Here is a 23,973-nt window from a genome sequence, read left to right as displayed (position 1 = left end):
GAATAAATAAATGATGCTATCAGAAAAGACGATTATTGGGAAAGTAGTATTAAATGTTGAAAATATGAAAAATATGAAAATTTTCTACACTTCTGTAATGGGTTTAGATATAAAAAAAGAAACAGATAACAGCCTTAAATTAGGTGCTTTTGGTGATGAACAAGTTCTATTGGAATTACAATCAGCTGCACCGGCTGGTGAAAAGCCAACTGCAACTGGATTATATCACTTGGCATTTTTATTACCAACTCGTGAAGATTTAGGAGAAATTTTGTATCACATTTTAGTATCTAAATACCCATTAATTGGAGCAAGCGATCATGGTTATAGTGAAGCTCTTTATTTAGATGATCCAGAAGGCAATGGCATTGAAATTTATACCGATAAGCCCAAATCAATGTGGGATATCAGAGAAGATGGTCAAATCGCTGGAGTAACAGAACCAATGGATGCAGAAGGTGTAATAGGAGAAGCAAAAAAAGAATTCCAAGGAATGCCTAAAGGAACGTATATGGGACATGTTCATTTATTTGTAGCTGAATTGGAAGAAACTGAAAGATTTTATCAAGACGTTTTAGGGTTTGATCTGAAATTTAAATTTGGGCCTCAAGCAAAATTCTTCGCAGCTGGTGAGTATCATCACCAAATTGGAGCCAATGTATGGGCTGGTAAAAATATTCCAGCCGCTGAAAAAGGCTTAAGAGGATTAGATTACTTTACTATTATTGTTACTGGTGACGAGTTCTCACAAGTAAAAAACAACCTTGATGCAAAAGAATATGATTATCAAGTAGATGAAGTAACACAAACACTTTCATTGGAAGATACTAATGGAATAACAATGAAACTAACAACAACTAACCAATAAGTCATCAAACCGGCAAACATCTTGCCGGTTTTTTTGTTGTAACAAAAATAACGATTAGAGGTCAGTATAGAAGAAAGCAGCAACTTCCATTATAATGATGAAATAGAAGTATAAAATGATCCAGAAAGGATAATAAAAATGTATCCAAAAACAAACGCATTTATTCAACAATTAATTGAAGATGAATTATTTCCAGGAGCAAGTTTTGGCTTTATTAAAGATAGTAACCAATGGGAATATTATGAAGGTTTATCTGCCACTGTTCCAGAAAAAAAAACCCTTAAAGAAAATTCTATTTATGATATTGCCTCATTAACAAAAGTTTTTTTAACGACAACGATTATCTTGCAACTGTGGCAAGAAGGGAAGTTAGCCATTGATGATAAAGTCAGACAATATTTGACAACTTTTTCAGCTCAAGAGGTAACGATTAGGCATTTGTTAACTCATACATCTGGTTTAGAAGGTTATATACCTAATCGTGATTCTTTATCTGCAAATCAATTAAAGCAAGCTATTCTCCATTTACCAGTAGGAAAAGGATTTGGAAAAGAAGTATGCTACACAGATACAGGATTTATCTTATTGGGGTTTATTATTGAAGAGCTTGAGCAAGACACTTTGCCTAATGTATTTGCTGATCGAGTTAGTGGGCCGTTAAATTTAAAAGAGACTTCTTATCATCCTGTTGATCTACAAAAATGTATTCCAACTGAGGTAGACAAAGAGAGAGGGCTGATAATAGGAGAGGTTCACGATCCTAAAGCGTATATATTAGGAGACCACTGTGGAAGTGCTGGATTATTTTCGACGCTGACAGATTGTCTAACCTTTAGTCACATGATGCTGAATAAAGGAGAATTTAATAGAAAACGTATTCTTAATGAAACAACTGTGCTATCATTGTTAACAGATTGGACACCAACTGGTAAGTTAAACAGGTCTTTGGGATGGGATATTAAGAAAAACGGCAATAAGAATTATTTGTTTCATACTGGATTTACAGGAACTTTTATTTTATTAGACATCAAAGAAAAAGAGGCGTTTGTTTTTCTGTCTAATCGTGTCCATCCAACGAATGATAACAAGTCAGAATATCTTAGCCAACGAGACCTTTTAATAAAGTGTTACTTAGCAGAAAAGGAAGCCATGAATAAGTAATGTATTTTAGGAGGAGTAAAGTGATGAATGAACCTTTGATATTAGCGCCTGTGTTGCAAGAAAAAATTTGGGGCGGGAAAAAATTGCATGATGTATTTGGCTATGATTTGCCAAGTGATAAAACTGGAGAAGCATGGGCCATCAGCGCACATCCAAATGGACCAAGTACAGTGAAAAATGGACCTTACCAAGGTATGACTTTAGCTGAAATATGGAATCAGCACCGTGAAGTATTTGGCAACGAAAAGGGAGAAGTTTTTCCTTTACTGACGAAAATATTAGATGCAGCAGATGATTTATCGGTTCAAGTTCATCCGGATGATCAATACGGTATGGAACACGAAGGTGAATTGGGAAAAACAGAATGTTGGTATGTTATTGATGCAGATGAAGGTTCAGAAATCATTTATGGACACCATGCTCAGACGAAAGAAGAATTAGAACGAATGATTCTTGATGGAGAATGGGATGCATTATTGCGTCGCATTAAAGTTAAGGCAGGTGACTTTTTCTTTGTACCAAGTGGAACGATTCATGCAATTGGTGGAGGCATTACCATTCTGGAAACACAGCAATCTAGTGATACAACTTATCGAGTTTACGACTATGACCGTAAAGATGAGCAAGGAAACACAAGAGAGTTGCATGTCAAACAATCAGTTGATGTGACAACAGTTCCGCATATTGACCCAACTCCTGAAATGAACAGTATGAAACAGGGAGACGCAACCATCACAACCTTTGTAAAAACTTCATTTTTTGATGTTTATAAATGGGAAGTGAATGGCAAAGCCGACTTTGTTGCAACTGCTCCTTACACCCTTGTTAGTGTGTTACATGGAACTGGTAAATTAATTGTCGAAGCAGGAGAGTATGAACTCACAAAAGGAACTCATCTAATCTTGCCAAATGACATTAAAGAATGGACAATTGAAGGCAATTTAGAGATTATTGCATCAAACAACTAGGATGCTGAACTTCCTGGTTAGACACACAGCAATTATTAAGAATTGAAAGCAAGAGCATCCCGCGCATTGCGTAAAATCTTAATAATAGCCTAGTATCTGGGAAGTAAAGCTCAACTAAAACAGGATGCGAAGTTCGACGATTAGGATCGACAGAAAAACAAAGAATCTCGCAGCTCAACTAATAGGATCCGCAGCTTAAACTATTGACTCCTATTTGTGGACAAATAATTCCATTATATTGATAATTTTTCTAATTTAATTATATTTGGGATAAAACTACTCATTTTAGATAGATTTTGATCCAAGTATGAGCAAATAGAAAATAAAAAGAGAAGGAAAAATGATTAATTCATTTTTCCTTCTCTTTTGTTTAGGCAAATAATTCTTCTGCTTCTTTAGGGAATCGTTTTTTTACGGCTTCTTTCAAAATACGATCGGTTAATGTTGTATTTCTAACTAATAATGGTCCATGGAAGTATGAACAGTATGTTTGCTTGTAATGAGCACCTTCTGTTTTATCTTCGCCATTATTGCCATAACCCATTTCAACGACACCTAATGGTTTCACACCTTCACCAAGAAAAGTACGGCCATTATGATTTTCAAAACCTTTATAGGTTTCACCAAACTCATCATTTTTAATGACAATATCGCCAATAAAGCGATTATTGTCTTGATTCAAGGTGTAGTGGTTCAAAGCACCGATACCGTTGATTCTATGTCCAGCAGCATCTACATAATAGTGGCCTAATAATTGGAACCCACCACAGATGCCGACTGTCACGCCATCATTTTCGATGTATTCAGTAATAGCTTCTTTTTTAGCTTGGATATCTTTTGAAACGATTCTTTGCTCAAAATCTTGTCCGCCACCGAAGAAAACTAAATCATACTTATCTGAATCAAATGGATCATTTAAACTAATGATCTCGATATTAAATTGAACACCTCTTTTTTTAGCGCGGTGTTTTAACATCAACAAATTGCCGTTATCTCCATAAGTATTTAATAAATCACCATAAAGATGACAAACATTTAATTCAATCATCTCACATACCTCCCTTAATATAGCCTTGATTTGCTAACTCTTTACGCAATTGTAAGACAGCAGTATAAGTAGCTAGGACGTAGATTTTTTTCGTTGGTGCGTTTTTAAAGCTCTTAATTATTTCAGGAATAGTTGGTATAACTTGAAGCTCTTCTTCAGGAATTCCCGCAACTTCCAAGCGAGCAGTGATGTCTTCTACTCGTTCACCACCAACAGTGACTTGTTTGATGTTCATATTCTGAACGATTTCGTAATTTGCATCCCAGATCCAACTGACATCAGTTCCATCCGCATAGTTTGCATTTAAAATAGAAACAAGCGAAAACGGCTCTGGAGTGAGATTGATCATATCTAAGACTTGATTCAAACCAACAGGATTCTTAACTAAGTTGATCGTAATTTCTTTGTCATCGACTTGAATAACTTCTTGACGTCCAAAAACTCGTTTTGATGCGGCAAATCCTGCGCGAATTTGATCAGTAGAAACATCCAATATCCGACCAACGCTATAAGCAGCTAAGGCATTATAAATATTATATTGTCCACCAATCTTAATTTCAAAGTCATCTCCGTCAATTTCAAATTTAGACGATTCATGATCCATATGAGTCAAGTCCGTTAAACGATACGTCAATTCGGGACGTTTGAAATCACAATTAGGACAATAATACTTCCCAAGATTGCTGTAGGTTAAAAATTTGTAGTGTAAAATATTGTTGCAGTGTGGACATAAGACACCATCTGTATTGTAATGAGCTTTTAATTCACCATCTGGAAGGTGGTCAAAACCAAAGTACACACGTTTATTAATGGTTTCTTTTGAATTGAAAATTGGAGCGTCCCCATTGCTGACAATCAAAGCCTCAGGAGCTAGCGCTGCGCCATTCAACATCATTTGATAAGTCGTATAAATTTCACCATAGCGATCCATTTGATCACGAAAAACATTCGTAAATACAATCGCTTTTGGTTTGATGTATTTTGTTACATGAATCAAACTAGCTTCATCTACTTCAAGAACAGCAGCTTTTTTCTCGGTGTTATTTGTGTAAGAATGATGTTCAAGAAAAGTTGAAATGATTCCTTGCAACATATTTGCACCAGTAGGGTTTGTAATAATTTCAGGGTATTTTTGTTTTAACACTTGATAAGTCAATGCAGTCGTTAATGTTTTACCATTCGTTCCGGTAACGATAACCACATCGTAATTTCTTGATAACGTACCTAATACAGTAGGATCTAATTTCTGTGTTAGTTGACCGGGATAACTACTTCCGCCTTTTAAGAACGTATGAAGTCCCCATTTAGTTGTTCTTCCTACTGCAATGGCAAATGCACTACGTATACTCAATTGAGTTTCCTCCAATTACTAAAAATACTTTTTTTTTGCTACTTTGATATTCTAGCACATAATTCTTGTGAAATTGTTAAAAATTGCCTAACTTGTTCATTTTAAAGACAAACTTAATCTCTTTTCTCACAATTAATGTAAGATTCTTCTATATATAAATCAGGAGAGAGGCTTCACTTTTACATAGTTTTAACGTATAATTCATAATGGATTCCTACAAGAGAAATGAGGAAAAACAAGATGGCCCAACTTTTTTTTAAATACGGAGCAATGAATAGTGGAAAGACGATTGAAATTTTGAAAGTAGCATATAATTATGAAGAACAAAACAAACCTGTCGCAATTATGACAAGCGGCTTGGATGATCGTGATGAGATTGGTGTAGTATCTAGTCGAATTGGTTTAAGACGTGAAGGAATCGCAATATTTGAAGAAACAAATATCTTTGAAACGATAAAAGCATTGGACTACGTACCAGCATGTGTATTAATTGATGAATCGCAGTTTTTAACAAAAGAACATGTCCTTCAATTGGCTCATATTGTGGATGAATTAAATATCCCAGTTATGGCATTTGGATTGAAAAATGACTTTAAAAATGAACTGTTTGAAGGTTCAGAGTACTTATTATTATACGCGGATAAAATTGAAGAAATGAAAACCATTTGTTGGTATTGCCATAAAAAAGCAACGATGAACATGCGTATGATCGATGGAAAACCTGTTTATGCAGGAGCTCAAATCCAAATAGGGGGCAATGAAAGTTATTTCCCAGTTTGTCGCAAACATTACTTCAATCCGCTATTGAAGGACGATTTGTAGCGTTCTTAGTGTTGTGAAGAAAGACAACTAAAGACACAACGATGCAATAGGCTTAGAAGAAAAGGAGAATAACTTATGTTTGATAGATTAGAAAGCGTTGAAGGACGTTATGAAGAACTAAATGAATTACTGAGTGACCCAGAGGTAGTCAGCGATACCAAACGATTAATGAAACTGACTAAAGAAGAAGCTGCTATTCGAGAAACAGTTGCAACTTACCGTCGCTACAAAGAAGTCAGTCAAGATATTTCGGACACAGAAGAAATGCTTGGTGAAAAATTAGACGCTGAGATGGCTGAAATGGCAAAAGAAGAATTAAATGATCTAAAGAAAGAAAAAACAGAAATTGAAGAAAAAATGAAAGTCTTAATGTTGCCAAAAGATGAAAATGATGACCGTAACATTATTATGGAAATTCGTGGAGCAGCTGGCGGAGACGAAGCACAATTATTTGCTGGAACTTTGTTTAATATGTATCAAAAATACGCTGACGCACAAGGTTGGAGAACTGAAGTGTTAGATGCTAATATCACAGGTATCGGTGGGTACAAAGAAATTACTTTAATGATTACTGGAGACAATGTTTATTCTAAATTGAAGTATGAAAATGGCGCTCATCGTGTTCAACGTGTTCCAGCAACCGAATCACAAGGACGTATCCATACTTCTACTGCAACTGTAGTGGTTATGCCTGAAGCTGAAGAAGTGGAACTGGATCTGCCGGATAAAGATATTCGTACAGATATCTACCATGCAAGTGGAGCCGGTGGACAGCACGTTAATAAAACAGCATCTGCCGTTCGTTTGACTCATTTACCTACAGGAATTGCTGTAGCGATGCAAGATGAACGTTCACAAATTAAAAACCGTGAGAAAGCGATGAAAGTTTTGCGTGCTAGAGTATATGATCATATCCAACAAGCAGCTCAAAGCGAGTATGATGCCGAACGGAAATCAGCAGTTGGAACCGGAGACCGTTCAGAACGTATCCGTACGTATAATTTTCCACAAAGCCGGGTTACCGATCATCGTATTGGATTGACCATTCAAAAGTTAGATCAAATTTTATCTGGTAAATTAGATGAGATTATTGATGCTCTAATTTTAAATGATCAAACAGCTAAAATGGAGCAATTGCAACATGAAGAGTAAGACAACTTATAGAGAAGTCCTGAAATGGGCTTCTTCTTTTTTAGAAAGATGTAAAAGAGAACCCATTGCTGCAGAGATCTTATTAAGAGAACGACTAGACTGGTCGAAAACGGATATCATGATGCATTTAAATGAAGAAATGCCGTCGGATGTGAAACGCCAACTTTTACAAGATGTGTCCAATCATGGGTCTGGTATCCCTATTCAACAATTATTAGGTTACTGCTGGTTCTATGACCGAAAGTTTAAAGTTACAAAAGACACATTGATTCCACGACCGGAAACAGAAGAAATTGTGGATGTTTTTTTAAAAAGCTCTTATACAGGACAGAAGAGAGCCGTTTTGGATATTGGAACGGGGACAGGAATCATTGCAATCACCATAAAAAAAGAACGGCCGCTTTACGAAGTGACCGCAACGGATATCTCATCTAAAGCCCTAAAGGTAGCTCAAGAAAATGCAACAGCATTAGAGGCAGATGTTCGCTTTCTGCAGGGTGATTTAACAGATCCTGTAAAGACTGAGACCTTTGATGTCATTCTTTCCAATCCTCCATATATATCAAACGACGAAATCAGTTATATGGATGAAAGTGTTTTGCACTACGAACCACATTTAGCCTTATTTGCTGAAAACAATGGGTTAGCTATGTACCAAAGATTAGCAAAAGAACTTCCAGCTGTTTTAAATCCAGGTGGTGAAGTATTTTTAGAAATTGGATTTAAACAAGGAGAAAAAGTTCAAGAGCTTTTTCAAGAGGCTTTCCCATTGGCTGAAGTAACCATTGAAAAAGATATGAGTGGAAATGATCGCTTGATACAAGTTAAAACAAAATAAGGATTCAATATCATTTAAATAAATGTGATGAGTTTTCTTGAAATGAACGGAGGAAAAACTGTGGAGACTATTATATATCGACCATCTGATGTGCTTAAAGCAGCTCAAAAAATCCAACAAGGTGAACTGATTTCTTTTCCTACAGAAACCGTTTATGGATTAGGAGCTGATGCAACAAACGAAGCAGCAGTTAAAAAGGTTTATTCAGCAAAGGGAAGACCAAGTGACAACCCATTAATTGTTCATGTCTCGACGATAGAAGAAGTTGAACAGTATGTACAGGAAGTGCCTGAGGTGGCTAAGAAACTAATGCAAACATTTTGGCCAGGTCCATTGACACTGATCTTTAAAGTGAAGGATCATGTTTTTGCGCCAACCGTTACGGCTGGTCTAACGAGTGTGGCTATGCGGATGCCCAATAACGAGGTGACTTTGCAACTGATTCGTGAATCAGGTAAACCTCTTGTAGGGCCAAGCGCTAATACATCTGGCAAACCAAGTCCGACAACCGCAGATCATGTTTACCACGACTTGAAAGGTAAAATAGCGGGCGTACTGGATGATGGAGACACCGGGTTAGGATTAGAATCAACTGTTTTAGATATTACGGATCCAAAGTTACCCACCATATTGAGACCAGGGGCAACAACTAAAGAAGTTTTGGAAAAAGTGATAGGAACCGTTTTTGTTGATCGTCACTTGATTTCAAGTGAGGAAGTTCCTAAAGCACCCGGCATGAAGTACAAGCATTACAGCCCTAATGAACCTGTTATTATTGTTGCTGGAGAAAGCGAAATCTGGCAAAAAGCGATTAAAACGTATCTACAACAAGGTGAAAAGATTGGTCTTTTAGCCAATCAAGATCTTCTAAATCAATTCCAAGATACCGTTACAGCTGCCTATTCATTAGGAGAAAATAAAAATATCCATGATGCTTCAAGACGATTGTATTCAGGATTAAGATACTTCGAAACAACAGATGCCACACTTATTTTAGCCGAAGCTCATGAGAAAATAGGGTTAGGCGAAGCCTATATGAATCGACTCCAAAAAGCAGCAGGTAACCATTTTTTTGATTAACCATAAATCAGTAGAATCAACTAATAAAAAAGCGTTTATTATAACTATTGAAGGGTGTGGCCGATATGAATAACATGAATTTTGATAAAGAGATCTTTGATGCCATTGAACAAGAAAGCAAAAGACAAGAGCAAAACATTGAATTAATCGCTTCAGAAAACTTTGTATCTGAAGCTGTACTTACTGCGCAAGGAAGTATTTTAACGAATAAGTACGCAGAAGGTTATCCCGGTAAAAGGTATTATGGCGGGTGTGAATTTATTGATGTTATTGAAAATTTGGCTATTGAACGTGCAAAAAAACTTTTTGGAGCAGAATATGTAAATGTTCAACCACATTCAGGTTCTAGCGCAAATATGGCAGCTCTTAATGCTTTAATAAATCCAGGAGATACTGTGTTAGGCATGGATTTAACACATGGTGGTCATTTAACACATGGTTCTCCCGTAAACTTCAGTGGCAAAACGTACCATTTTATCTCTTATGGTGTAGATAAAGAGACAGAAGAGTTGGATTATGAAGTGGTTCAAAAATTGGCCAAGCAACATAAACCTAAATTGATTATTGCAGGAGCTAGTGCATACTCTAGAAAAATAGATTTTGCAAGATTTAGAGCAATTGCGGATGAAGTTGGAGCTTACTTAATGGTTGATATGGCTCATATAGCAGGTTTGATTGCAGGAGGTTTGCATCAAAACCCAGTTCCTTATGCAGATGTTGTCACAACTACTACACATAAAACTTTAAGAGGACCACGCGGTGGAATGATCCTAGCTAAAGAAAAGTATGGAAAAGCAATCAATAGCGCTATTTTCCCAGGCATTCAAGGTGGTCCTTTAGAACATGTTATAGCGGCTAAGGCAGTAGCTTTAAAAGAAGCATCCACTCCAGAATTTAAAGAATATGCTGCTCAAATCATTAAAAATGCAAAAGCCATGGAAAGTGTTTTGAACGAATCAATTGGTCATTTGATTAGTGGCGGAACAGATAATCATCTATTGTTGTTTGATGTGACAAACTTTGGATTAAATGGAAAAGAAGCAGAAGTTCTATTAGATAAAGTCGGCATTACTGTCAATAAAAATACGATTCCTTTTGAAACATTGAGTCCTTTCAAAACAAGTGGTATTCGAATTGGAACGCCAGCTATTACAACAAGAGGATTTAATGAAGTCGATTCTAAAAAGGTAGCCGAATTCATTATTGAAACATTGACAAGTAATGGAGATGTTAAAAAAATGGCGGCTATTCAAACGCAAGTTCATCAATTGACTGCTAAACATCCATTATATAAATCTAAAGTATAATTCAGTAATTAATCTTTTTAAAATAGACGAAAAGGTAGAATAAAAAGAAAAATACTAAAAAGGTAGCACTAGACGCTAATATCCTTTACAATAGAAATGTTTAAAAAATAATGAAAAATGAGGGCTGAATACGATGTCGAAAGTTCAAGTTATGGATCATCCATTAATCCAACACAAATTAACTATTCTTCGTGATAAGAATACAGGAACGAAAGATTTTAGAGAAGCAGTTAATGAAATTGCACGCTTAATGGCATTTGAAGTTTCTAGAGATATGCCTTTACAAGATGTGGAAATCGAAACACCTTTAGTTAAATCTATTCAAAAAGAGTTAGCGGGTAAAAAAGTTGCGATTATTCCAATTTTAAGAGCTGGATTAGGTATGGTTGATGGGATGTTAGATTTGATCCCTGCAGCAAAAGTTGGACACGTTGGAATGTATCGTGATCACGAAACATTAGAACCGGTAGAATATTTTGTGAAATTACCATCAGACATCAATGAACGTCAATTGCTTGTTGTAGATCCAATGCTTGCTACAGGCGGATCAGCTATTGCAGCTATTGATTCATTAAAAAAACGCGGTGCGACAACAATTAAATTTGTTTGTTTAGTTGCAGCTCCAGAAGGTGTAGAAGCGTTAGAACAAGCTCATCCTGATGTAGATATCTATACTGCAGCATTAGATGAACGTTTAGACGAAAATGGTTACATATTACCAGGTTTAGGCGATGCTGGTGATAGATTATTTGGTACAATGTAATTTGTAAGATTGATTAAAAAAAGAGTCGTAAACCAAAGGATAAAATTCTTGGTTTATGGCTCTTTTTGTATAGAAGATAGTTTTGTTTTCTATACGCTAAGAATTAGATGATAAAAATAAGATAAATCTTATTTGCTGTTGGCGAGATATAAAGAATAAACCGTAACTGTTTTCAGAATGACAAAAATGAGTAGGTCGTATTTTGCATACTTTTATAAAAAAGTAAAAATTATGCAATTAGAATAGAAAAAACAGGATAAAAAAGAGGATTTAACGAAAAATTCAAAGTTGTATAAAACCAATAAAGAATTTGGGGCACTATAAAAGTCTGGAAAATTGTCATTGGAGAAAAATTAGAAAAACAAAAAGATGGAGGATTGGGTTGGGGATTTAAAGGAGTATATAAAAATTAGTAATCATTTTTATACAATAAAACGCTGAAAAACCCGTTTTAATAGTGATTTATTGAAAAGTAGAAATGTTTTTCATTTTCTTTTGTAATTTAAATCGAATGGTGGTATGATAACGAATGCCAGTGAAAAAAAGATGAATTTTTTTAAAACTTAGTCAGCATTTTTTACATTGCTAAAAGAATAAAAGCAAAATTGTGCCTAATCCATTTATATAGGAAAGAAAGCAGAACTATGCTAAAATGGGCGTGTGAAATTAAAATAGATGATAGTTTCACAAAATATATTTTTTTCCTGTTTGCAATTATAGATTTTAATTATGGAAAGAGGTGAACGTTGTGGATCACGAAAATCCGATTGTTACATTTTTTGGCTTAGATTTCAATGTCACCAATAATCTTGTAACAGTATCAGCGTGCGTGATTGTATTCTTGATTGCGTTTATTTGTACGAGGAATCTACAGATTAAGCCAACAGGTAAACAGAACTTTATAGAATGGATAGTTGATTTTGTAGGCAATATTACTACAAGTGCAATGTCTAAACAACAAGGAGAACGGTTTAAATTATTTGGTTTTACTATTCTAACTTTTGTATTTGTTTCAAATATTATGGGTTTGCCATTGATTTTAATTGCTGAACCTTATCAAGTATGGAAAAGCCCAACGGCTGATCCGGTGGTTACCTTAACATTAGCAGCTATGGTAATTGTTATGACACATTATTTTGGTGTACAAGAACAAGGGGTCAAGAACTACTTTATGAATAGTTTTGTTAGACCAGTCCCATTTTTATTTCCAATCAAAATTTTTGAAGAGTTTACGAATACATTGACTTTAGCTCTTCGTCTTTATGGAAATATCTACGCAGGAGAAATCTTGCTTGGATTGATAGCTTCGTTAGCTCAAAGTGGAGGGGTCTTTACTTGGGTAATTGGTATTCCTTTAGAAATGGCTTGGCAGGCCTTCTCATTATTTATCGGAAGTATCCAGGCTTTTGTTTTTACAACACTGACAATGGTTTATCTTTCTCATAAAATTGAGCACGAAGAAAGTACAGATCACATCAAAGAAGCAACTTAAGCAAATCAAGTTATAAGCTAGTAAGATATGCAGTAATCAATATCATTAAGAAAAATAACAGATGACTATATTAGGAGGAAAATGAATTATGGGTTTAATAGGAGCAGCAATCGCAGTAGCAGGAGCAGCAATCGGAGCAGCACTGGGTTCAAGTAGAGTAGTATCAAAAACAATTGAATCAATTGCTCGTCAACCAGAAATGAAAGGTCAATTACAAACATTGATGTATATTGGGATCGGTTTAGTAGAAGCTATTCCTATTATGGCAGTTGTTATTGCCTTTATCTTAGTTTTCCAATAAAAAGCTAGCAAAAAAACGAAGTATTAGAAATTGACAGGTAGAGAATAGAATTCTCTCTACCTGTTCTTTTAAAGCAACATTGAAGTATAGGTGAAGGAGTGTGGAGAATGGTCAGTCCATTGTTTGTAGGACAAATAACAGCTGGAGATTCTATTGTCACTTTGGTCTCATTTTTACTATTAATGCTAGCATTAAAGATGGTTGCTTGGAAACCTCTGATGGCAATGATGGAGAAACGAGAACAATTGATTGCAGGAAATATCGATAACGCAGAAGCGAAAAAATTAGAAGCGGATCGATTGCTTACAGAACAACAACAAGAATTAGAAGAGACAAGAAACAAAGCGAGTGCAATTATTGAACAAGCAAGAGACACTGCTGATAAAGTTGAACGAGAACAAATAGCATCCGCTAAAGTAGAAATTGCACGATTAAAAGAAGAGGCTAAAAAAGCCATTGAGTTAGAAAGAAAACAAGCTTTAGCAGGTGCACAAAACGATATTAGTCGCCTGTCTATGGATATTGCAGAGAAATTGATTGGCAAAGAATTATCTAATGAAGGGCATGCTGAACTAATCGAAGAGTATATTGAAAGGTTGGCGAATAATAATGAAATTAAATAGAAATATGAACAATCGCCAACTTGCAGATGCTTTTTATCAAGACTCTAAAGAAAAAGGGATAGTTGATGTAGCGTTTGATAATATGATGGACGTTCGTCAAGTATTAGAAACGATTCCTAATCTAGGAACAATTTTAGTAGATCCTCGTTTGGAAAAATATAAACGAGATCATCTTTTGGCAGACTTGATTCAACACTTTGATATAAATACACAAAGTTTCTTGCATATGCTTTATGACTATAATTTAATTAGTGATATTAGAGATGTCGTAAATGAATTTGAAAAAATTTACGATTACAAAAATAGGACGGTAGTTGCCAAAGTCACTACAGCTGTTCAATTGACCGATAGTCAAAAGGAACGTTTAATAGACGTTATGAAACAAAAATTAGATGCGAAAAAAGTATTATTGCATACAATCGTTGATAGACATGTTCTTGGTGGAGTAATTATAGAAGCCGAAAGTCAAGTTTATGATGGTAGTATCCGTTCTAACTTGGAAGCATTAGAAAAACAATTGATTCGATAAAAGAAGTTATGAGGTGAATCGTTTATGGGCGTAAAAGCAGAAGAAATTAGTTCACTAATCAAAAAGCAAATTGCAAGCTATCAAAGTGAATTAGTAATAGATGAAGTAGGAACAGTTAGTTACGTAGGTGACGGAATCGCCCGTGCTTATGGGTTAGAAAATGCAATGTCAGGAGAACTATTGGAATTTGCCGATGGTACTTTTGGTATGGCACAAAATTTAGAAGTAAATGACGTAGGGATTATCATCTTAGGCGAATTTACAGGGATTCGCGAAGGCGATATTGTTAAACGAACTGGTCGAATTATGCAAGTTCCAGTTGGAGAGGCAATGATTGGACGTGTAGTTAATCCTCTTGGACAACCAATTGATGGTTTAGGTGAGATCGTTACAACTAAGACTCGCCCAATTGAATCAGAAGCTCCAGGAGTTATGGATCGTCATTCGGTTAACGAACCCTTGCAAACAGGAATCAAAGCAATTGACGCATTAGTTCCAATTGGTCGTGGACAAAGGGAATTGGTTATTGGTGACCGGAAAACAGGAAAAACAACATTGGCAATTGATACAATTTTAAATCAAAAAGGCCAAGATACAATTTGTATTTATGTAGCAATTGGACAAAAAGAATCAACAGTACGTAATCAAGTTGAAACATTGAAAAAATATGGCGCAATGGATTATACGATCGTTATGACAGCAAGTGCATCTCAACCGGCTCCATTACTTTATATCGCACCTTATGCAGGATCAGCTTTAGGAGAAGAATTCATGTATAACGGCAAACATGTTTTGATTATTTTTGATGATTTAACAAAACAAGCAGCTGCTTACCGTGAACTGTCTCTCTTGTTGCGTCGTCCTCCAGGTCGTGAAGCTTATCCAGGGGATGTCTTCTACTTACATTCACGATTATTAGAACGTGCTGCAAAATTGAGTGACAAATTAGGTGGCGGTTCTATGACAGCTATTCCATTTGTTGAAACTCAAGCAGGTGATATTTCAGCTTATATTCCTACAAACGTTATTTCAATTACAGATGGACAGATTTTCTTAGAAAGTGATTTGTTTTACTCCGGTATCCGACCAGCGATTGCAGCTGGCTTATCAGTATCACGTGTTGGAGGATCAGCTCAAATCAAAGCAATGAAAAAAGTTTCTGGAACTTTGCGTTTAGATTTAGCAAGTTTCCGTGAATTAGAAGCCTTTACTCAATTTGGTTCAGATTTAGATGCTGCTACTCAAGCAAAATTAAATCGTGGACACAGAACGGTTGAAGTTTTAAAACAAGGATTGCATCAAACAATACCTGTTGAAAAACAAGTAATGATTTTATATGCTTTAACACATGGTTTCTTAGATACAGTTCCGGTTAGTGAATTAAGTCGTTTTGAAATTCAATTTTATGATTTCTTAGATAATCAGCATGCTGAAATCTTAAGTGAAATTGTTGAAACTAAAGATTTGCCAAGAACAGAGAAACTGGATGCAATCATCACTGAATTCATTACTAATTTTTTCACTAATTATATTGACTCCTCAGCTGATGCAAACGGCGGACAAACCAATTAAAGGCGGTGAATAAGAATGGCAGCCTCTTTAAATGAAATTACAAAAAAAATAAGTTCAACAAAAAAGACTAGTCAAATTACGAATGCCATGCAAATGGTATCTGGTGCAAAATTGGCAAAAGCTGAAAATACAGCAGCTGGTTTTCAAGTTTATTCTCAAAAAGTAAGAGAAATCGTTACTCATTTAGCGCATAGCCAACTTTCTTTGATTGAAAACGAAATGATTGGAACGAATTCACCTTCTAATATTGACTTTCATGATATGTTGGTTGAACGTCCTATTAAAAAGACTGGATACATTGTTATCAGTTCAGATAAAGGGTTGGCCGGTGGATACAATAGCTCTGTTATTAAATCAACAGTTGATATGATCACCAGAGACCATACTTCTCCAGAGGAGTATGTATTTATGGCTGTAGGTTCAACAGCAGCTGATTTCTTTAAAGCTAGAGGGATGAATGTTGCTTACGAACTAAATGATATCAGTGATCAACCTTCTTTTGAGGAAGTACGTACGATTGCTAGAACAGCGACTGAGATGTATAAGAATGAAGTTTTTGATGAGTTGTATGTTTGTTACAATCATCATGTAAACACAATCATGTTCCAATATAGAGCTGAAAAAATGCTGCCGTTATCCGATTTGGATGTAGCAGAAACAAAAGATTATGCAAAAGATTATATTTATGAACCATCTAAAGAAGAAATTTTAGATATTATATTGCCTCAATATGCTGAAAGTTTGATATACGGAGCAATTTTAGACGCTAAAGCTGCAGAACACGCAGCACGTATGACAGCTATGAAAGGTGCAACAGATAACGCTAAAAATATTATTGATGATTTAACAATTCGTTATAACCGAGCACGTCAAGCCGCTATAACAGAAGAAATTACAGAAATCATTAGTGGTGCTTCAGCGTCTAAGTAAATAAATGGGAGGAATAACGAATGAGTATTGGACATATTGTTCAAGTTATAGGACCTGTTGTGGATGTAGAATTTCCAATAAACGATACTATGCCTGAAATTAATAATGCTCTCATTGTTGAAAAAAATAAGAGTAAGAATGAAACAGTTGTCTTAGAGACAGCATTATTGCTAGGAAATGGTGTCATTAGAACGATTGCAATGGAAGCTACAGAAGGACTGCAACGTGGTATGAGTGTCATTGATACTGAAAAAGCGATTTCTGTTCCTGTTGGGGAAGAAACTCTAGGACGTATGTTTAATGTTTTAGGTGAAACAATCGATGAAAAAGAACCATTTCCAGAAGATGTACAACGTCATCCAATCCACCGCAATGCTCCAGTATTTGACGAATTAAGCAGTAATACTGCTATTCTAGAAACTGGAATTAAGGTTATTGATTTATTAGCTCCTTACTTAAAAGGTGGTAAAATCGGTCTATTCGGTGGAGCAGGAGTAGGTAAGACAGTTCTGATTCAAGAATTAATTCATAATATCGCTGAAGAACATGGTGGAATCTCTGTATTTACGGGTGTAGGTGAACGTACGCGTGAAGGAAATGACTTGTATTTTGAAATGCAAGGTTCTGGTGTTATCAAACGTACAGCAATGGTATTCGGTCAAATGAATGAGCCACCTGGTGCTAGAATGCGAGTGGCGTTAACGGGATTAACAATTGCTGAATATTTCAGAGATGAAGTTGGGCAAGATGTATTGTTATTTATCGACAATATTTTCCGATTTACACAAGCTGGATCAGAAGTATCGGCCTTGCTAGGTCGTATGCCATCAGCAGTTGGGTACCAACCAACTTTAGCAACAGAAATGGGACAATTACAAGAGCGAATCACTTCAACTAGTAAAGGATCCATTACATCTATTCAAGCGATCTATGTACCAGCAGATGACTATACTGACCCAGCGCCAGCTACAGTTTTCGCCCATTTAGATGCAACAACCAACCTGGAACGTAAATTAACAGAACAAGGTATTTATCCAGCCGTAGATCCTTTAGCATCAACTTCTAGTGCCTTATCTCCTGAAATTGTTGGGGAAGAGCACTATAAAGTTGCTACAGAAGTTCAACAATTATTGCAACGTTACCGTGAATTGCAAGATATTATTGCTATTCTAGGAATGGATGAATTATCTGCTGATGAAAAAATCGTGGTATCTAGAGCAAGGCGTATCCAATTTTTCTTATCACAAAATTTCCACGTAGCTGAAGCTTTTACTGGTTTGCCGGGTTCGTATGTTCCTGTTGAAGAAACAGTACGTGGATTTAAAGAAATTATTGATGGACGTTATGATCACTTACCAGAAGATGCATTCCGTAATGTAGGAAGAATCGAAGAAGTCGTGGCTAAAGCAGAGTCAATGGGTTACTAGGAGGTAAAAGTGATGAGTGAAATGCAAGTAAACATTGTTACGCCTGCTGGAATTGTCTACAATCATCGAGCAAGAAGCGTGATTGCTAAAGCAGTGGATGGAGAAATTGGTATTTTACCCAATCATATGCCAATTATTGTGCCTCTAACTATTCATTCCGTCCGCGTACAACGTGTTTCTATTGATGCTGAAGACTGGATCGCTGTAAATGGAGGCGTTATGGAAGTTAGAGATAACGTTTGTTCCATTATTGCGGATAGTGCTGAACGTGCAAGAGATATTGATGTTGAACGTGCTTTTGAAGCGAAACAGCGTGCAGAAGAAGAATTGCGTAAAACAGAAGCCATTGAGAATAAGAGTCATTCAAAACGTGCAGAAATTTCTTTAAGAAAAGCCGTTAATAGAATCACTGTATCTAAACATAAAAAAGGAAATTAAGTAAAAGTTGGAATAAAGCAGTTAGCCTGTATTTATTCCAACTTTTTTTAATTGACTAAAAAAATAACCTCATTAAGCCTGTTAGAGTGCAAATTTAAGTCAAGAGAATGTTCTTTCTGCTTCTTTTATGTTAGTATGAGAGTAAGTATTAGAAGGGAAGATAACTAAAAATATGAACTTTTTAGGTGTGCAAGCTCTTATCACTATTGTGTCGCATTTATTTTTTGTTTTGCTGACTTTTTGGGCATTAAAAGGAATACGAATAGAAAAATTGATTAAAAAAAATAGCATTGGCCAAGCTCGAGTGCTCTACTTGTTTGTGTCTATAACTATAGGATACACAGTAAGTTCATTTTTTATGGATTTCTTGCTAACATCACAAAATCTAATTTTTTTATTTTATTAAGAATTAACTAAATTTATGACAAAACATCAGTTAAGTTTGTACCTTCACATGGCTTCGTGTTATAATATTAAATGTTGTCTTGTACTATTTACCTCACACAGTTGTGATAAAGGCAATGAAAATTTTGGAGGGATACTACATGGAAAAGATTGTCGTTCGTGGTGGAAAACACCTAGCTGGTACAGTGAAAGTAGAAGGGGCAAAAAATGCCGTATTACCTATTTTAGCTGCTAGCATTTTAGCAAGTAAGGGACAAAGTAAATTAACTAATGTTCCCATATTATCTGACGTATTCACTATTAATGAAGTTTTAAGCCACTTGAATTTAACTGTTGATTTTAACGAAACTGAAAAAGAAATTACTTTAGATGCTACAAAGGAATTGCATTATGAGGCTCCTTTTGAATATGTAAGTAAAATGCGTGCATCAATCGTCGTAATGGGACCTCTCTTAGCTCGATTAGGACACGCAAAAGTTGCTCTTCCTGGAGGATGTGCAATAGGAACACGTCCGATAGATTTGCATTTAAAAGGATTTGAAGCGATGGGTGCGGAAGTACATATCGAAAATGGATATATCGAAGCATTCGCCGATCAATTAAAAGGAGCTCACATCTACTTAGATTTTCCAAGTGTAGGAGCTACGCAAAATATTATGATGGCTGCCACACTAGCTAAAGGAACAACTACCATTGAAAACGTTGCGCGCGAGCCAGAAATTGTTGACTTAGCAAACTTTTTAAATCGTATGGGTGCTAAAGTCGTTGGTGCTGGTACAGAAAGTATACGTATTGAAGGTGTAACAGAGTTAACAGGTACTGAGCATAGCATTATTCCAGATCGTATTGAAGCTGGTACATTCATGATTGCAGCTGCTGTTACGAAGGGAAATATCTTTATTGAAGATGCTGTTGCAGAACACAACAAACCATTAATTTCTAAATTAAAAGAAATGGGCGTTCAATTTAAATACGAAGATAACGGATTACGTGTTATCGGACCTCACAAATTAAAAGCAACCGATGTAAAAACAATGCCGCATCCTGGCTTCCCAACAGATATGCAAGCACAAATGACAATTGCTCAAGTGTTTGCTGAAGGTACAAGTACAATGAAAGAAACTGTATTTGAAAACCGCTATATGCATATGGAAGAATTACGTCGTATGAATGCTGAATTTAAAATTGAAGGACAATCGTTAGTTATCTATGGACCATCTGAGTTGCAAGGAGCTGAAGTAGCTGCAACAGATCTTAGAGCAGCAGCTGCATTGATCATTGCTGGTTTGGTTTCAAAAGGTTATACAAGAGTAACACATTTAGAATACCTAGATCGCGGTTATTATGAATTCCATAAAAAATTACAAGCCTTAGGTGCAGATGTAGAACGTATTGAAGAGTCTGTAGAACTTACTATGAAAGAAACTGAACTTGAGCGATTATTTTCGTAAGTATAAGTTGATAGAAAAACAATCTTTTTTATATATTTAGAAGATATATTTTAATCTAAGTCTTTTGAAGCAGACACTTAAAAAGTGTTGCTTTAGAGGGCTTATTTTAGTTTTTTCACAAATAGTCTAATACTTCAAAAGAAATTTAATGTAAGTGACTGTCTTAAACGATAAAACAATAAAAATTTATGTCACAAAAACCCTTAAATTTAGTTAAATGTCTTTAATTCGACATTTAAGAATGATACAAGTTATGCTATAATAGTAAATTAGATGGCTACTTTATTTTTAAAGAGTAGTCAATGAAGAACGAACAAGAGCTTGAGAGGAGAAACAAGTAATGGCGAGAGATATAGGGATAGATTTAGGTACAGCCAATGTATTGATTCATGTAAAAGGAAAAGGCATTGTTTTAAATGAACCTTCAGTTGTTGCAATTGATACTACAACAAAACGTGTTTTAGCAGTTGGAGAAGAAGCGTACTTAATGGTTGGACGTACTCCGGGTAACATTCGTGCTATTCGTCCATTACAAGGAGGAGTCATTGCTGATTTTGACATAACTGAAGCAATGTTAACTCACTTTATTAATAAATTAAATGTTAAGGGATTTTTATCAAAACCAAATATTTTGATTTGCTGCCCAACAAATATAACAACAATTGAACAAAAAGCGATTATTGAAGCGGCTGAGAAAAGTGGCGGAAAAAATGTTTATCTTGAAGAAGAACCTAAAGTAGCAGCTATCGGAGCGGGTATGGATATCTTCCAACCAAGCGGAAATATGGTCATTGATATTGGTGGCGGAACAAGTGATATTGCTGTTCTTTCTATGGGTGGAATTGTAACTAGTCGTTCATTAAAAGTAGCTGGAGATCAATTAGATAATGAGATTACCCAATTCGTTAAGAAAACTCACAAGTTATTGATTGGTGAACGCACGGCTGAAACAATCAAAAAAGAGATTGGAACAGTCTTCCCTGGTAAACGCGATGATTCAATGGAAGTTAGAGGTCGTGATATGATTACTGGATTGCCTAGAACAATTACGATTACTTCAGATGAAGTTCAAAAAGCTACAGCTGAATCTATGATGATGATCGTTCAACAAGCTAAAGATGTGCTAGAGCAAACGCCTCCTGAATTGTCTGCAGATATCATCGATCGTGGAGTGATTTTAACTGGTGGTGGTGCATTATTAGATGGTATTGATCTATTATTCTCTGAAGAATTAAAAGTCCCTGTATTTGCTGCTGAACAACCATTAGATTCTGTTGCATTAGGAACAGGAATCTTATTAGAAAATATGACAAAAAAAAAGCGTAAGTTTTAGAAAATAGTCGACCAAAATGAGGTGAGCTAATGACTAGGGAAAAAATAGGACTTCAAATCGCCACATTTATTCTAAAAATAGTGCTTGTGATCGTTTTAATTGCTCTCGCGTTTATTATTGGAGCGATGATCGGTTATGGTGTATTAGGCGATGGAAATCCTTTTGCTATTTTTGAAAAGGAAACATGGGTGCACATTTTTAGTTACTTTGCAAAGCCTACAATAGTCAACTAATTGTAAACCTTATAAAAAGTTAAATAAAAGAAGCAAACAACACAAGTAACATTATTTGTGTTGTTTGCTTCTTTTACTATTTAATTGATCGTAAAAAAAGTAAAGAGGGTAGATTTGCAGATACTAAATAGAGTAAAACAAAAGGAGGAAAGAAAATGAATCAAATTGGATTAGTTGGGCGTTTAGTACGAGAAGTAGAGCTTAAAGAAGTTGGTGAAGACAAAGTGGTCACTAATAATACATTAGCGGTAGCAAGAAGAGGGAAGAAAGAGAATAGTCCATCAACAGACTTTATTCCTATTGTTGCATGGGGACAAATAGCGAAACTTATCCATCTATATTGTGAGAAAGGCCATATGGTAGGGCTTACGGGAAGAATTCAATCAAGGTCTTACATCAATAAAGAAGATGAAACTATTTTTATAGTTGAAATGTTCGTAGACGAGGTACATTTTTTACAAAACAAAAAATTAGAAGCAGTTGTAAAATAATGAAAGCGATATACTTTTTGTTACAGAATCGTAATAAAACGCATAGAATATGATAATATAGAAAAAAATGATTAAAAATAAAGAGATTAAGAGACTGGTTTTGTAATAAATAGTCAAAGAAAATGGACAACAATAAACATTAAATAACACTTAAAATGAATATTAAATTAGAAAAATGTTAGTTATTAAACTTTGTTCTATCAACTTTGAACATAAAATACGCAATCAATATGAGAAAATATCCTGAAATAACATTTATTTGAATATTTAGAATCTTTACAGTTGTCTCTATGAAAACGGTACTATTTTTTGCTGTGTTACAATTCCTTAATTTTTAAGTAACCTTAACCTATATCGTACGTGATAAGATGTTTCTCGTACTGAAATAGGAGGAAAATAATCCAATGAAAAAAATAGTTTTATCTATCATTGCCTTATTTACGTTGGCATTAGGAACAACTGGAATCACAACTGTTTTAGCTTCTCAGAATGAGAAAAGCGAAAACTCATCAGATGAAACAGAAATCAAACAATCAGATGAATTAGGAACACAAAATGGTTTAGATAATTTAATAGATAAAAGAGAAGATAGCAAAGCCGTTGTTCAAATATTAGCTACTAGTCAGTCTAGTAAAGAAACCTTATTAGAACCGGTTAGTATCGAAGTGGAACAGGAAAATGCTGAGAATGAAGAAAAGAATACTGTTGACTATACAGTAGAATCGGGAGATACATTAGTAAATATCGCAACTGCTTTTGAAGTTGAGGTAAGTGAATTGATAAAATGGAATGAACACGTAACAAATGATTCACCATTGCAGGTTAACGAAGTTATCAAAATTGAAACAAATTTAACTAATGAAACAATCAAACCTGAAAAGCTTACATGGAAAACTGAAACAATCGAAGAGTCTCTCTCAGGATCAAACCAACAAGATACAGTTATAGAAGAAACAAGTGCAGCTTCTTCTGAGGCTTCAACGGAAAAGATGACGGTAGTTGCTACTGCTTATAGTCGAAATCAGCCTTCTCTAACGAATATCACTGCTTCAGGAATAGACCTAAGTCAAAATCCTCAAGTTATTGCGGTAGATCCTACTGTCATCCCTTTGGGAACTAAAGTTTATGTCGAAGGATATGGGGAAGCCATCGCTGGCGATACAGGAAGTGCAATTATTGGAAATCGTGTAGACTTGCATATGGATAGTATAGATGAGTCGTTCAAATGGGGTATTCAAGAAGTTGAACTAACCATTTTAAATTAATAGAGAAAAGAGAGTTGAAGATAATGATCTTAACTCTCTTTTTTTGACTAAATAGTGAAGATTGTGAGATGTTTCGGCATGATGCTTTAGTTGCAAGGGTAAAAAGAGTATAATAAGGTAGAGAA

General features: G+C 35.3%; 25 protein-coding genes. 23 read left to right on the top strand and 2 right to left on the bottom strand.

Annotation, left to right across the window (positions count from 1 at the left end; translation table 11 throughout):
- The first annotated feature begins 10 nt into the window (after positions 1–10).
- From ACKI3H_RS04135 to manA, 3 genes are all read left to right on the top strand, one after another.
- Positions 11–868: a VOC family protein gene (locus ACKI3H_RS04135; protein ID WP_407371015.1), complete on the top strand. Its 858-nt coding sequence runs from the start codon at positions 11–13 to the stop codon at positions 866–868.
- Positions 869–1,006: 138 nt separating this feature from the next.
- Positions 1,007–2,029, top strand: a complete 1,023-nt coding sequence (locus ACKI3H_RS04130; protein ID WP_407371014.1) for a serine hydrolase domain-containing protein — start codon at positions 1,007–1,009, stop codon at positions 2,027–2,029.
- A 23-nt stretch (positions 2,030–2,052) separates the two neighbouring features.
- The gene (gene manA / locus ACKI3H_RS04125; protein ID WP_407371013.1) at positions 2,053–2,997 is read left to right on the top strand and encodes a mannose-6-phosphate isomerase, class I; all 945 of its coding nucleotides are present in this window, start codon (positions 2,053–2,055) and stop codon (positions 2,995–2,997) included.
- Positions 2,998–3,367: 370 nt separating this feature from the next.
- Here the strand turns inward: manA and ACKI3H_RS04120 are convergent, their stop codons facing one another.
- Together ACKI3H_RS04120 and ACKI3H_RS04115 are read right to left on the bottom strand one after the other, a co-directional pair.
- Entirely contained in the window at positions 3,368–4,045 is a 678-nt protein-coding gene (locus ACKI3H_RS04120; protein ID WP_407371012.1) for a type 1 glutamine amidotransferase, read from the bottom strand.
- A 1-nt stretch (position 4,046) separates the two neighbouring features.
- A complete protein-coding gene (locus tag ACKI3H_RS04115; RefSeq protein WP_407371011.1) occupies positions 4,047–5,396 on the bottom strand; it encodes a MurT ligase domain-containing protein in 1,350 nt (449 codons plus the stop codon).
- A gap of 240 nt (positions 5,397–5,636) precedes the next feature.
- Here ACKI3H_RS04115 and ACKI3H_RS04110 point away from each other — a divergent pair, with 240 nt between their 5' ends.
- The 20 genes from ACKI3H_RS04110 to ACKI3H_RS04015 all read left to right on the top strand — a co-directional run bounded on the left by ACKI3H_RS04110 (position 5,637) and on the right by ACKI3H_RS04015 (position 23,848).
- On the top strand, positions 5,637–6,218 hold the full coding sequence (locus ACKI3H_RS04110; protein ID WP_407371010.1) for a thymidine kinase: 582 nt from the start codon (positions 5,637–5,639) through the stop codon (positions 6,216–6,218).
- A 75-nt stretch (positions 6,219–6,293) separates the two neighbouring features.
- Positions 6,294–7,370, top strand: coding sequence for a peptide chain release factor 1 (gene prfA, locus ACKI3H_RS04105; protein ID WP_407371009.1), 1,077 nt, complete (start codon positions 6,294–6,296; stop codon positions 7,368–7,370).
- On the top strand, positions 7,360–8,208 hold the full coding sequence (gene prmC / locus ACKI3H_RS04100; protein WP_407371008.1) for a peptide chain release factor N(5)-glutamine methyltransferase: 849 nt from the start codon (positions 7,360–7,362) through the stop codon (positions 8,206–8,208). Before prfA ends, prmC begins: the two co-directional genes overlap by 11 nt.
- 60 nt (positions 8,209–8,268) lie before the next feature.
- On the top strand, positions 8,269–9,288 hold the full coding sequence (locus tag ACKI3H_RS04095; RefSeq protein ID WP_407371007.1) for an L-threonylcarbamoyladenylate synthase: 1,020 nt from the start codon (positions 8,269–8,271) through the stop codon (positions 9,286–9,288).
- A 65-nt stretch (positions 9,289–9,353) separates the two neighbouring features.
- Positions 9,354–10,595, top strand: coding sequence for a serine hydroxymethyltransferase (gene glyA, locus ACKI3H_RS04090; protein WP_407371006.1), 1,242 nt, complete (start codon positions 9,354–9,356; stop codon positions 10,593–10,595).
- A 133-nt stretch (positions 10,596–10,728) separates the two neighbouring features.
- Positions 10,729–11,358 carry a uracil phosphoribosyltransferase gene (gene upp, locus ACKI3H_RS04085; protein WP_407371005.1) on the top strand — a complete coding sequence of 210 codons (630 nt, stop codon included), beginning with the start codon at positions 10,729–10,731 and terminating at the stop codon, positions 11,356–11,358.
- Positions 11,359–12,106: 748 nt separating this feature from the next.
- Positions 12,107–12,850 carry a F0F1 ATP synthase subunit A gene (atpB, locus tag ACKI3H_RS04080; protein ID WP_407371004.1) on the top strand — a complete coding sequence of 248 codons (744 nt, stop codon included), beginning with the start codon at positions 12,107–12,109 and terminating at the stop codon, positions 12,848–12,850.
- Between the two features lie 88 nt (positions 12,851–12,938).
- Positions 12,939–13,151 carry a F0F1 ATP synthase subunit C gene (atpE, locus tag ACKI3H_RS04075; protein ID WP_013711301.1) on the top strand — a complete coding sequence of 71 codons (213 nt, stop codon included), beginning with the start codon at positions 12,939–12,941 and terminating at the stop codon, positions 13,149–13,151.
- 107 nt (positions 13,152–13,258) lie between these two features.
- On the top strand, positions 13,259–13,774 hold the full coding sequence (gene atpF, locus ACKI3H_RS04070) for a F0F1 ATP synthase subunit B (RefSeq protein WP_407371003.1): 516 nt from the start codon (positions 13,259–13,261) through the stop codon (positions 13,772–13,774).
- Entirely contained in the window at positions 13,761–14,303 is a 543-nt protein-coding gene (gene atpH / locus ACKI3H_RS04065) for an ATP synthase F1 subunit delta (RefSeq protein ID WP_407371002.1), read from the top strand. The genes atpF and atpH overlap by 14 nt, the downstream gene beginning before the upstream one ends.
- A 24-nt stretch (positions 14,304–14,327) precedes the next feature.
- Complete coding sequence (gene atpA, locus ACKI3H_RS04060) at positions 14,328–15,875, top strand: F0F1 ATP synthase subunit alpha (RefSeq protein WP_407371001.1); 1,548 nt, start codon at positions 14,328–14,330, stop codon at positions 15,873–15,875.
- Between the two features lie 15 nt (positions 15,876–15,890).
- The gene (locus ACKI3H_RS04055) at positions 15,891–16,805 is read left to right on the top strand and encodes a F0F1 ATP synthase subunit gamma (RefSeq protein WP_407371000.1); all 915 of its coding nucleotides are present in this window, start codon (positions 15,891–15,893) and stop codon (positions 16,803–16,805) included.
- Positions 16,806–16,825: 20 nt separating this feature from the next.
- Complete coding sequence (gene atpD, locus ACKI3H_RS04050) at positions 16,826–18,232, top strand: F0F1 ATP synthase subunit beta (protein ID WP_407370999.1); 1,407 nt, start codon at positions 16,826–16,828, stop codon at positions 18,230–18,232.
- A 12-nt stretch (positions 18,233–18,244) separates the two neighbouring features.
- Positions 18,245–18,670 carry a F0F1 ATP synthase subunit epsilon gene (locus ACKI3H_RS04045; RefSeq protein ID WP_407370998.1) on the top strand — a complete coding sequence of 142 codons (426 nt, stop codon included), beginning with the start codon at positions 18,245–18,247 and terminating at the stop codon, positions 18,668–18,670.
- A gap of 172 nt (positions 18,671–18,842) precedes the next feature.
- A complete protein-coding gene (locus ACKI3H_RS04040) occupies positions 18,843–19,076 on the top strand; it encodes a DUF1146 family protein (protein ID WP_407370997.1) in 234 nt (77 codons plus the stop codon).
- Between the two features lie 139 nt (positions 19,077–19,215).
- On the top strand, positions 19,216–20,526 hold the full coding sequence (gene murA / locus ACKI3H_RS04035; RefSeq protein WP_407370996.1) for a UDP-N-acetylglucosamine 1-carboxyvinyltransferase: 1,311 nt from the start codon (positions 19,216–19,218) through the stop codon (positions 20,524–20,526).
- A gap of 340 nt (positions 20,527–20,866) precedes the next feature.
- On the top strand, positions 20,867–21,859 hold the full coding sequence (gene mreB / locus ACKI3H_RS04030) for a rod shape-determining protein MreB (protein ID WP_407370995.1): 993 nt from the start codon (positions 20,867–20,869) through the stop codon (positions 21,857–21,859).
- A gap of 29 nt (positions 21,860–21,888) precedes the next feature.
- Positions 21,889–22,092, top strand: coding sequence for a DNA-directed RNA polymerase subunit beta (locus ACKI3H_RS04025; RefSeq protein ID WP_407370994.1), 204 nt, complete (start codon positions 21,889–21,891; stop codon positions 22,090–22,092).
- Positions 22,093–22,247: 155 nt separating this feature from the next.
- Positions 22,248–22,583, top strand: a complete 336-nt coding sequence (locus tag ACKI3H_RS04020; protein WP_407370993.1) for a single-stranded DNA-binding protein — start codon at positions 22,248–22,250, stop codon at positions 22,581–22,583.
- A gap of 404 nt (positions 22,584–22,987) precedes the next feature.
- A complete protein-coding gene (locus tag ACKI3H_RS04015; protein WP_407370992.1) occupies positions 22,988–23,848 on the top strand; it encodes a 3D domain-containing protein in 861 nt (286 codons plus the stop codon).
- Positions 23,849–23,973 lie beyond the last annotated feature (125 nt).

The sequence above is a fragment of the Carnobacterium sp. genome, from assembly GCF_045617425.1.
Lineage (GTDB): Bacteria > Bacillota > Bacilli > Lactobacillales > Carnobacteriaceae > Carnobacterium_B.
This window is presented reverse-complemented; position numbering and strand designations above follow the sequence as displayed.

Bases quoted from the DNA above. Each gene is read 5' to 3' on its own strand.
- ACKI3H_RS04135 (WP_407371015.1), top strand. From the start codon at position 11: ATGATGCTATCAGAAAAGACGATTATTGGGAAAGTAGTATTAAATGTT.
- ACKI3H_RS04130 (WP_407371014.1), top strand. From the start codon at position 1,007: ATGTATCCAAAAACAAACGCATTTATTCAACAATTAATTGAAGATGAA.
- manA (WP_407371013.1), top strand. From the start codon at position 2,053: ATGAATGAACCTTTGATATTAGCGCCTGTGTTGCAAGAAAAAATTTGG.
- ACKI3H_RS04120 (WP_407371012.1), bottom strand. From the start codon at position 4,045: ATGATTGAATTAAATGTTTGTCATCTTTATGGTGATTTATTAAATACT.
- ACKI3H_RS04110 (WP_407371010.1), top strand. From the start codon at position 5,637: ATGGCCCAACTTTTTTTTAAATACGGAGCAATGAATAGTGGAAAGACG.
- prfA (WP_407371009.1), top strand. From the start codon at position 6,294: ATGTTTGATAGATTAGAAAGCGTTGAAGGACGTTATGAAGAACTAAAT.
- prmC (WP_407371008.1), top strand. From the start codon at position 7,360: ATGAAGAGTAAGACAACTTATAGAGAAGTCCTGAAATGGGCTTCTTCT.
- glyA (WP_407371006.1), top strand. From the start codon at position 9,354: ATGAATAACATGAATTTTGATAAAGAGATCTTTGATGCCATTGAACAA.
- upp (WP_407371005.1), top strand. From the start codon at position 10,729: ATGTCGAAAGTTCAAGTTATGGATCATCCATTAATCCAACACAAATTA.
- atpE (WP_013711301.1), top strand. From the start codon at position 12,939: ATGGGTTTAATAGGAGCAGCAATCGCAGTAGCAGGAGCAGCAATCGGA.
- atpF (WP_407371003.1), top strand. From the start codon at position 13,259: ATGGTCAGTCCATTGTTTGTAGGACAAATAACAGCTGGAGATTCTATT.
- atpH (WP_407371002.1), top strand. From the start codon at position 13,761: ATGAAATTAAATAGAAATATGAACAATCGCCAACTTGCAGATGCTTTT.
- atpA (WP_407371001.1), top strand. From the start codon at position 14,328: ATGGGCGTAAAAGCAGAAGAAATTAGTTCACTAATCAAAAAGCAAATT.
- ACKI3H_RS04055 (WP_407371000.1), top strand. From the start codon at position 15,891: ATGGCAGCCTCTTTAAATGAAATTACAAAAAAAATAAGTTCAACAAAA.
- atpD (WP_407370999.1), top strand. From the start codon at position 16,826: ATGAGTATTGGACATATTGTTCAAGTTATAGGACCTGTTGTGGATGTA.
- ACKI3H_RS04045 (WP_407370998.1), top strand. From the start codon at position 18,245: ATGAGTGAAATGCAAGTAAACATTGTTACGCCTGCTGGAATTGTCTAC.
- ACKI3H_RS04040 (WP_407370997.1), top strand. From the start codon at position 18,843: ATGAACTTTTTAGGTGTGCAAGCTCTTATCACTATTGTGTCGCATTTA.
- murA (WP_407370996.1), top strand. From the start codon at position 19,216: ATGGAAAAGATTGTCGTTCGTGGTGGAAAACACCTAGCTGGTACAGTG.
- mreB (WP_407370995.1), top strand. From the start codon at position 20,867: ATGGCGAGAGATATAGGGATAGATTTAGGTACAGCCAATGTATTGATT.
- ACKI3H_RS04025 (WP_407370994.1), top strand. From the start codon at position 21,889: ATGACTAGGGAAAAAATAGGACTTCAAATCGCCACATTTATTCTAAAA.
- ACKI3H_RS04020 (WP_407370993.1), top strand. From the start codon at position 22,248: ATGAATCAAATTGGATTAGTTGGGCGTTTAGTACGAGAAGTAGAGCTT.
- ACKI3H_RS04015 (WP_407370992.1), top strand. From the start codon at position 22,988: ATGAAAAAAATAGTTTTATCTATCATTGCCTTATTTACGTTGGCATTA.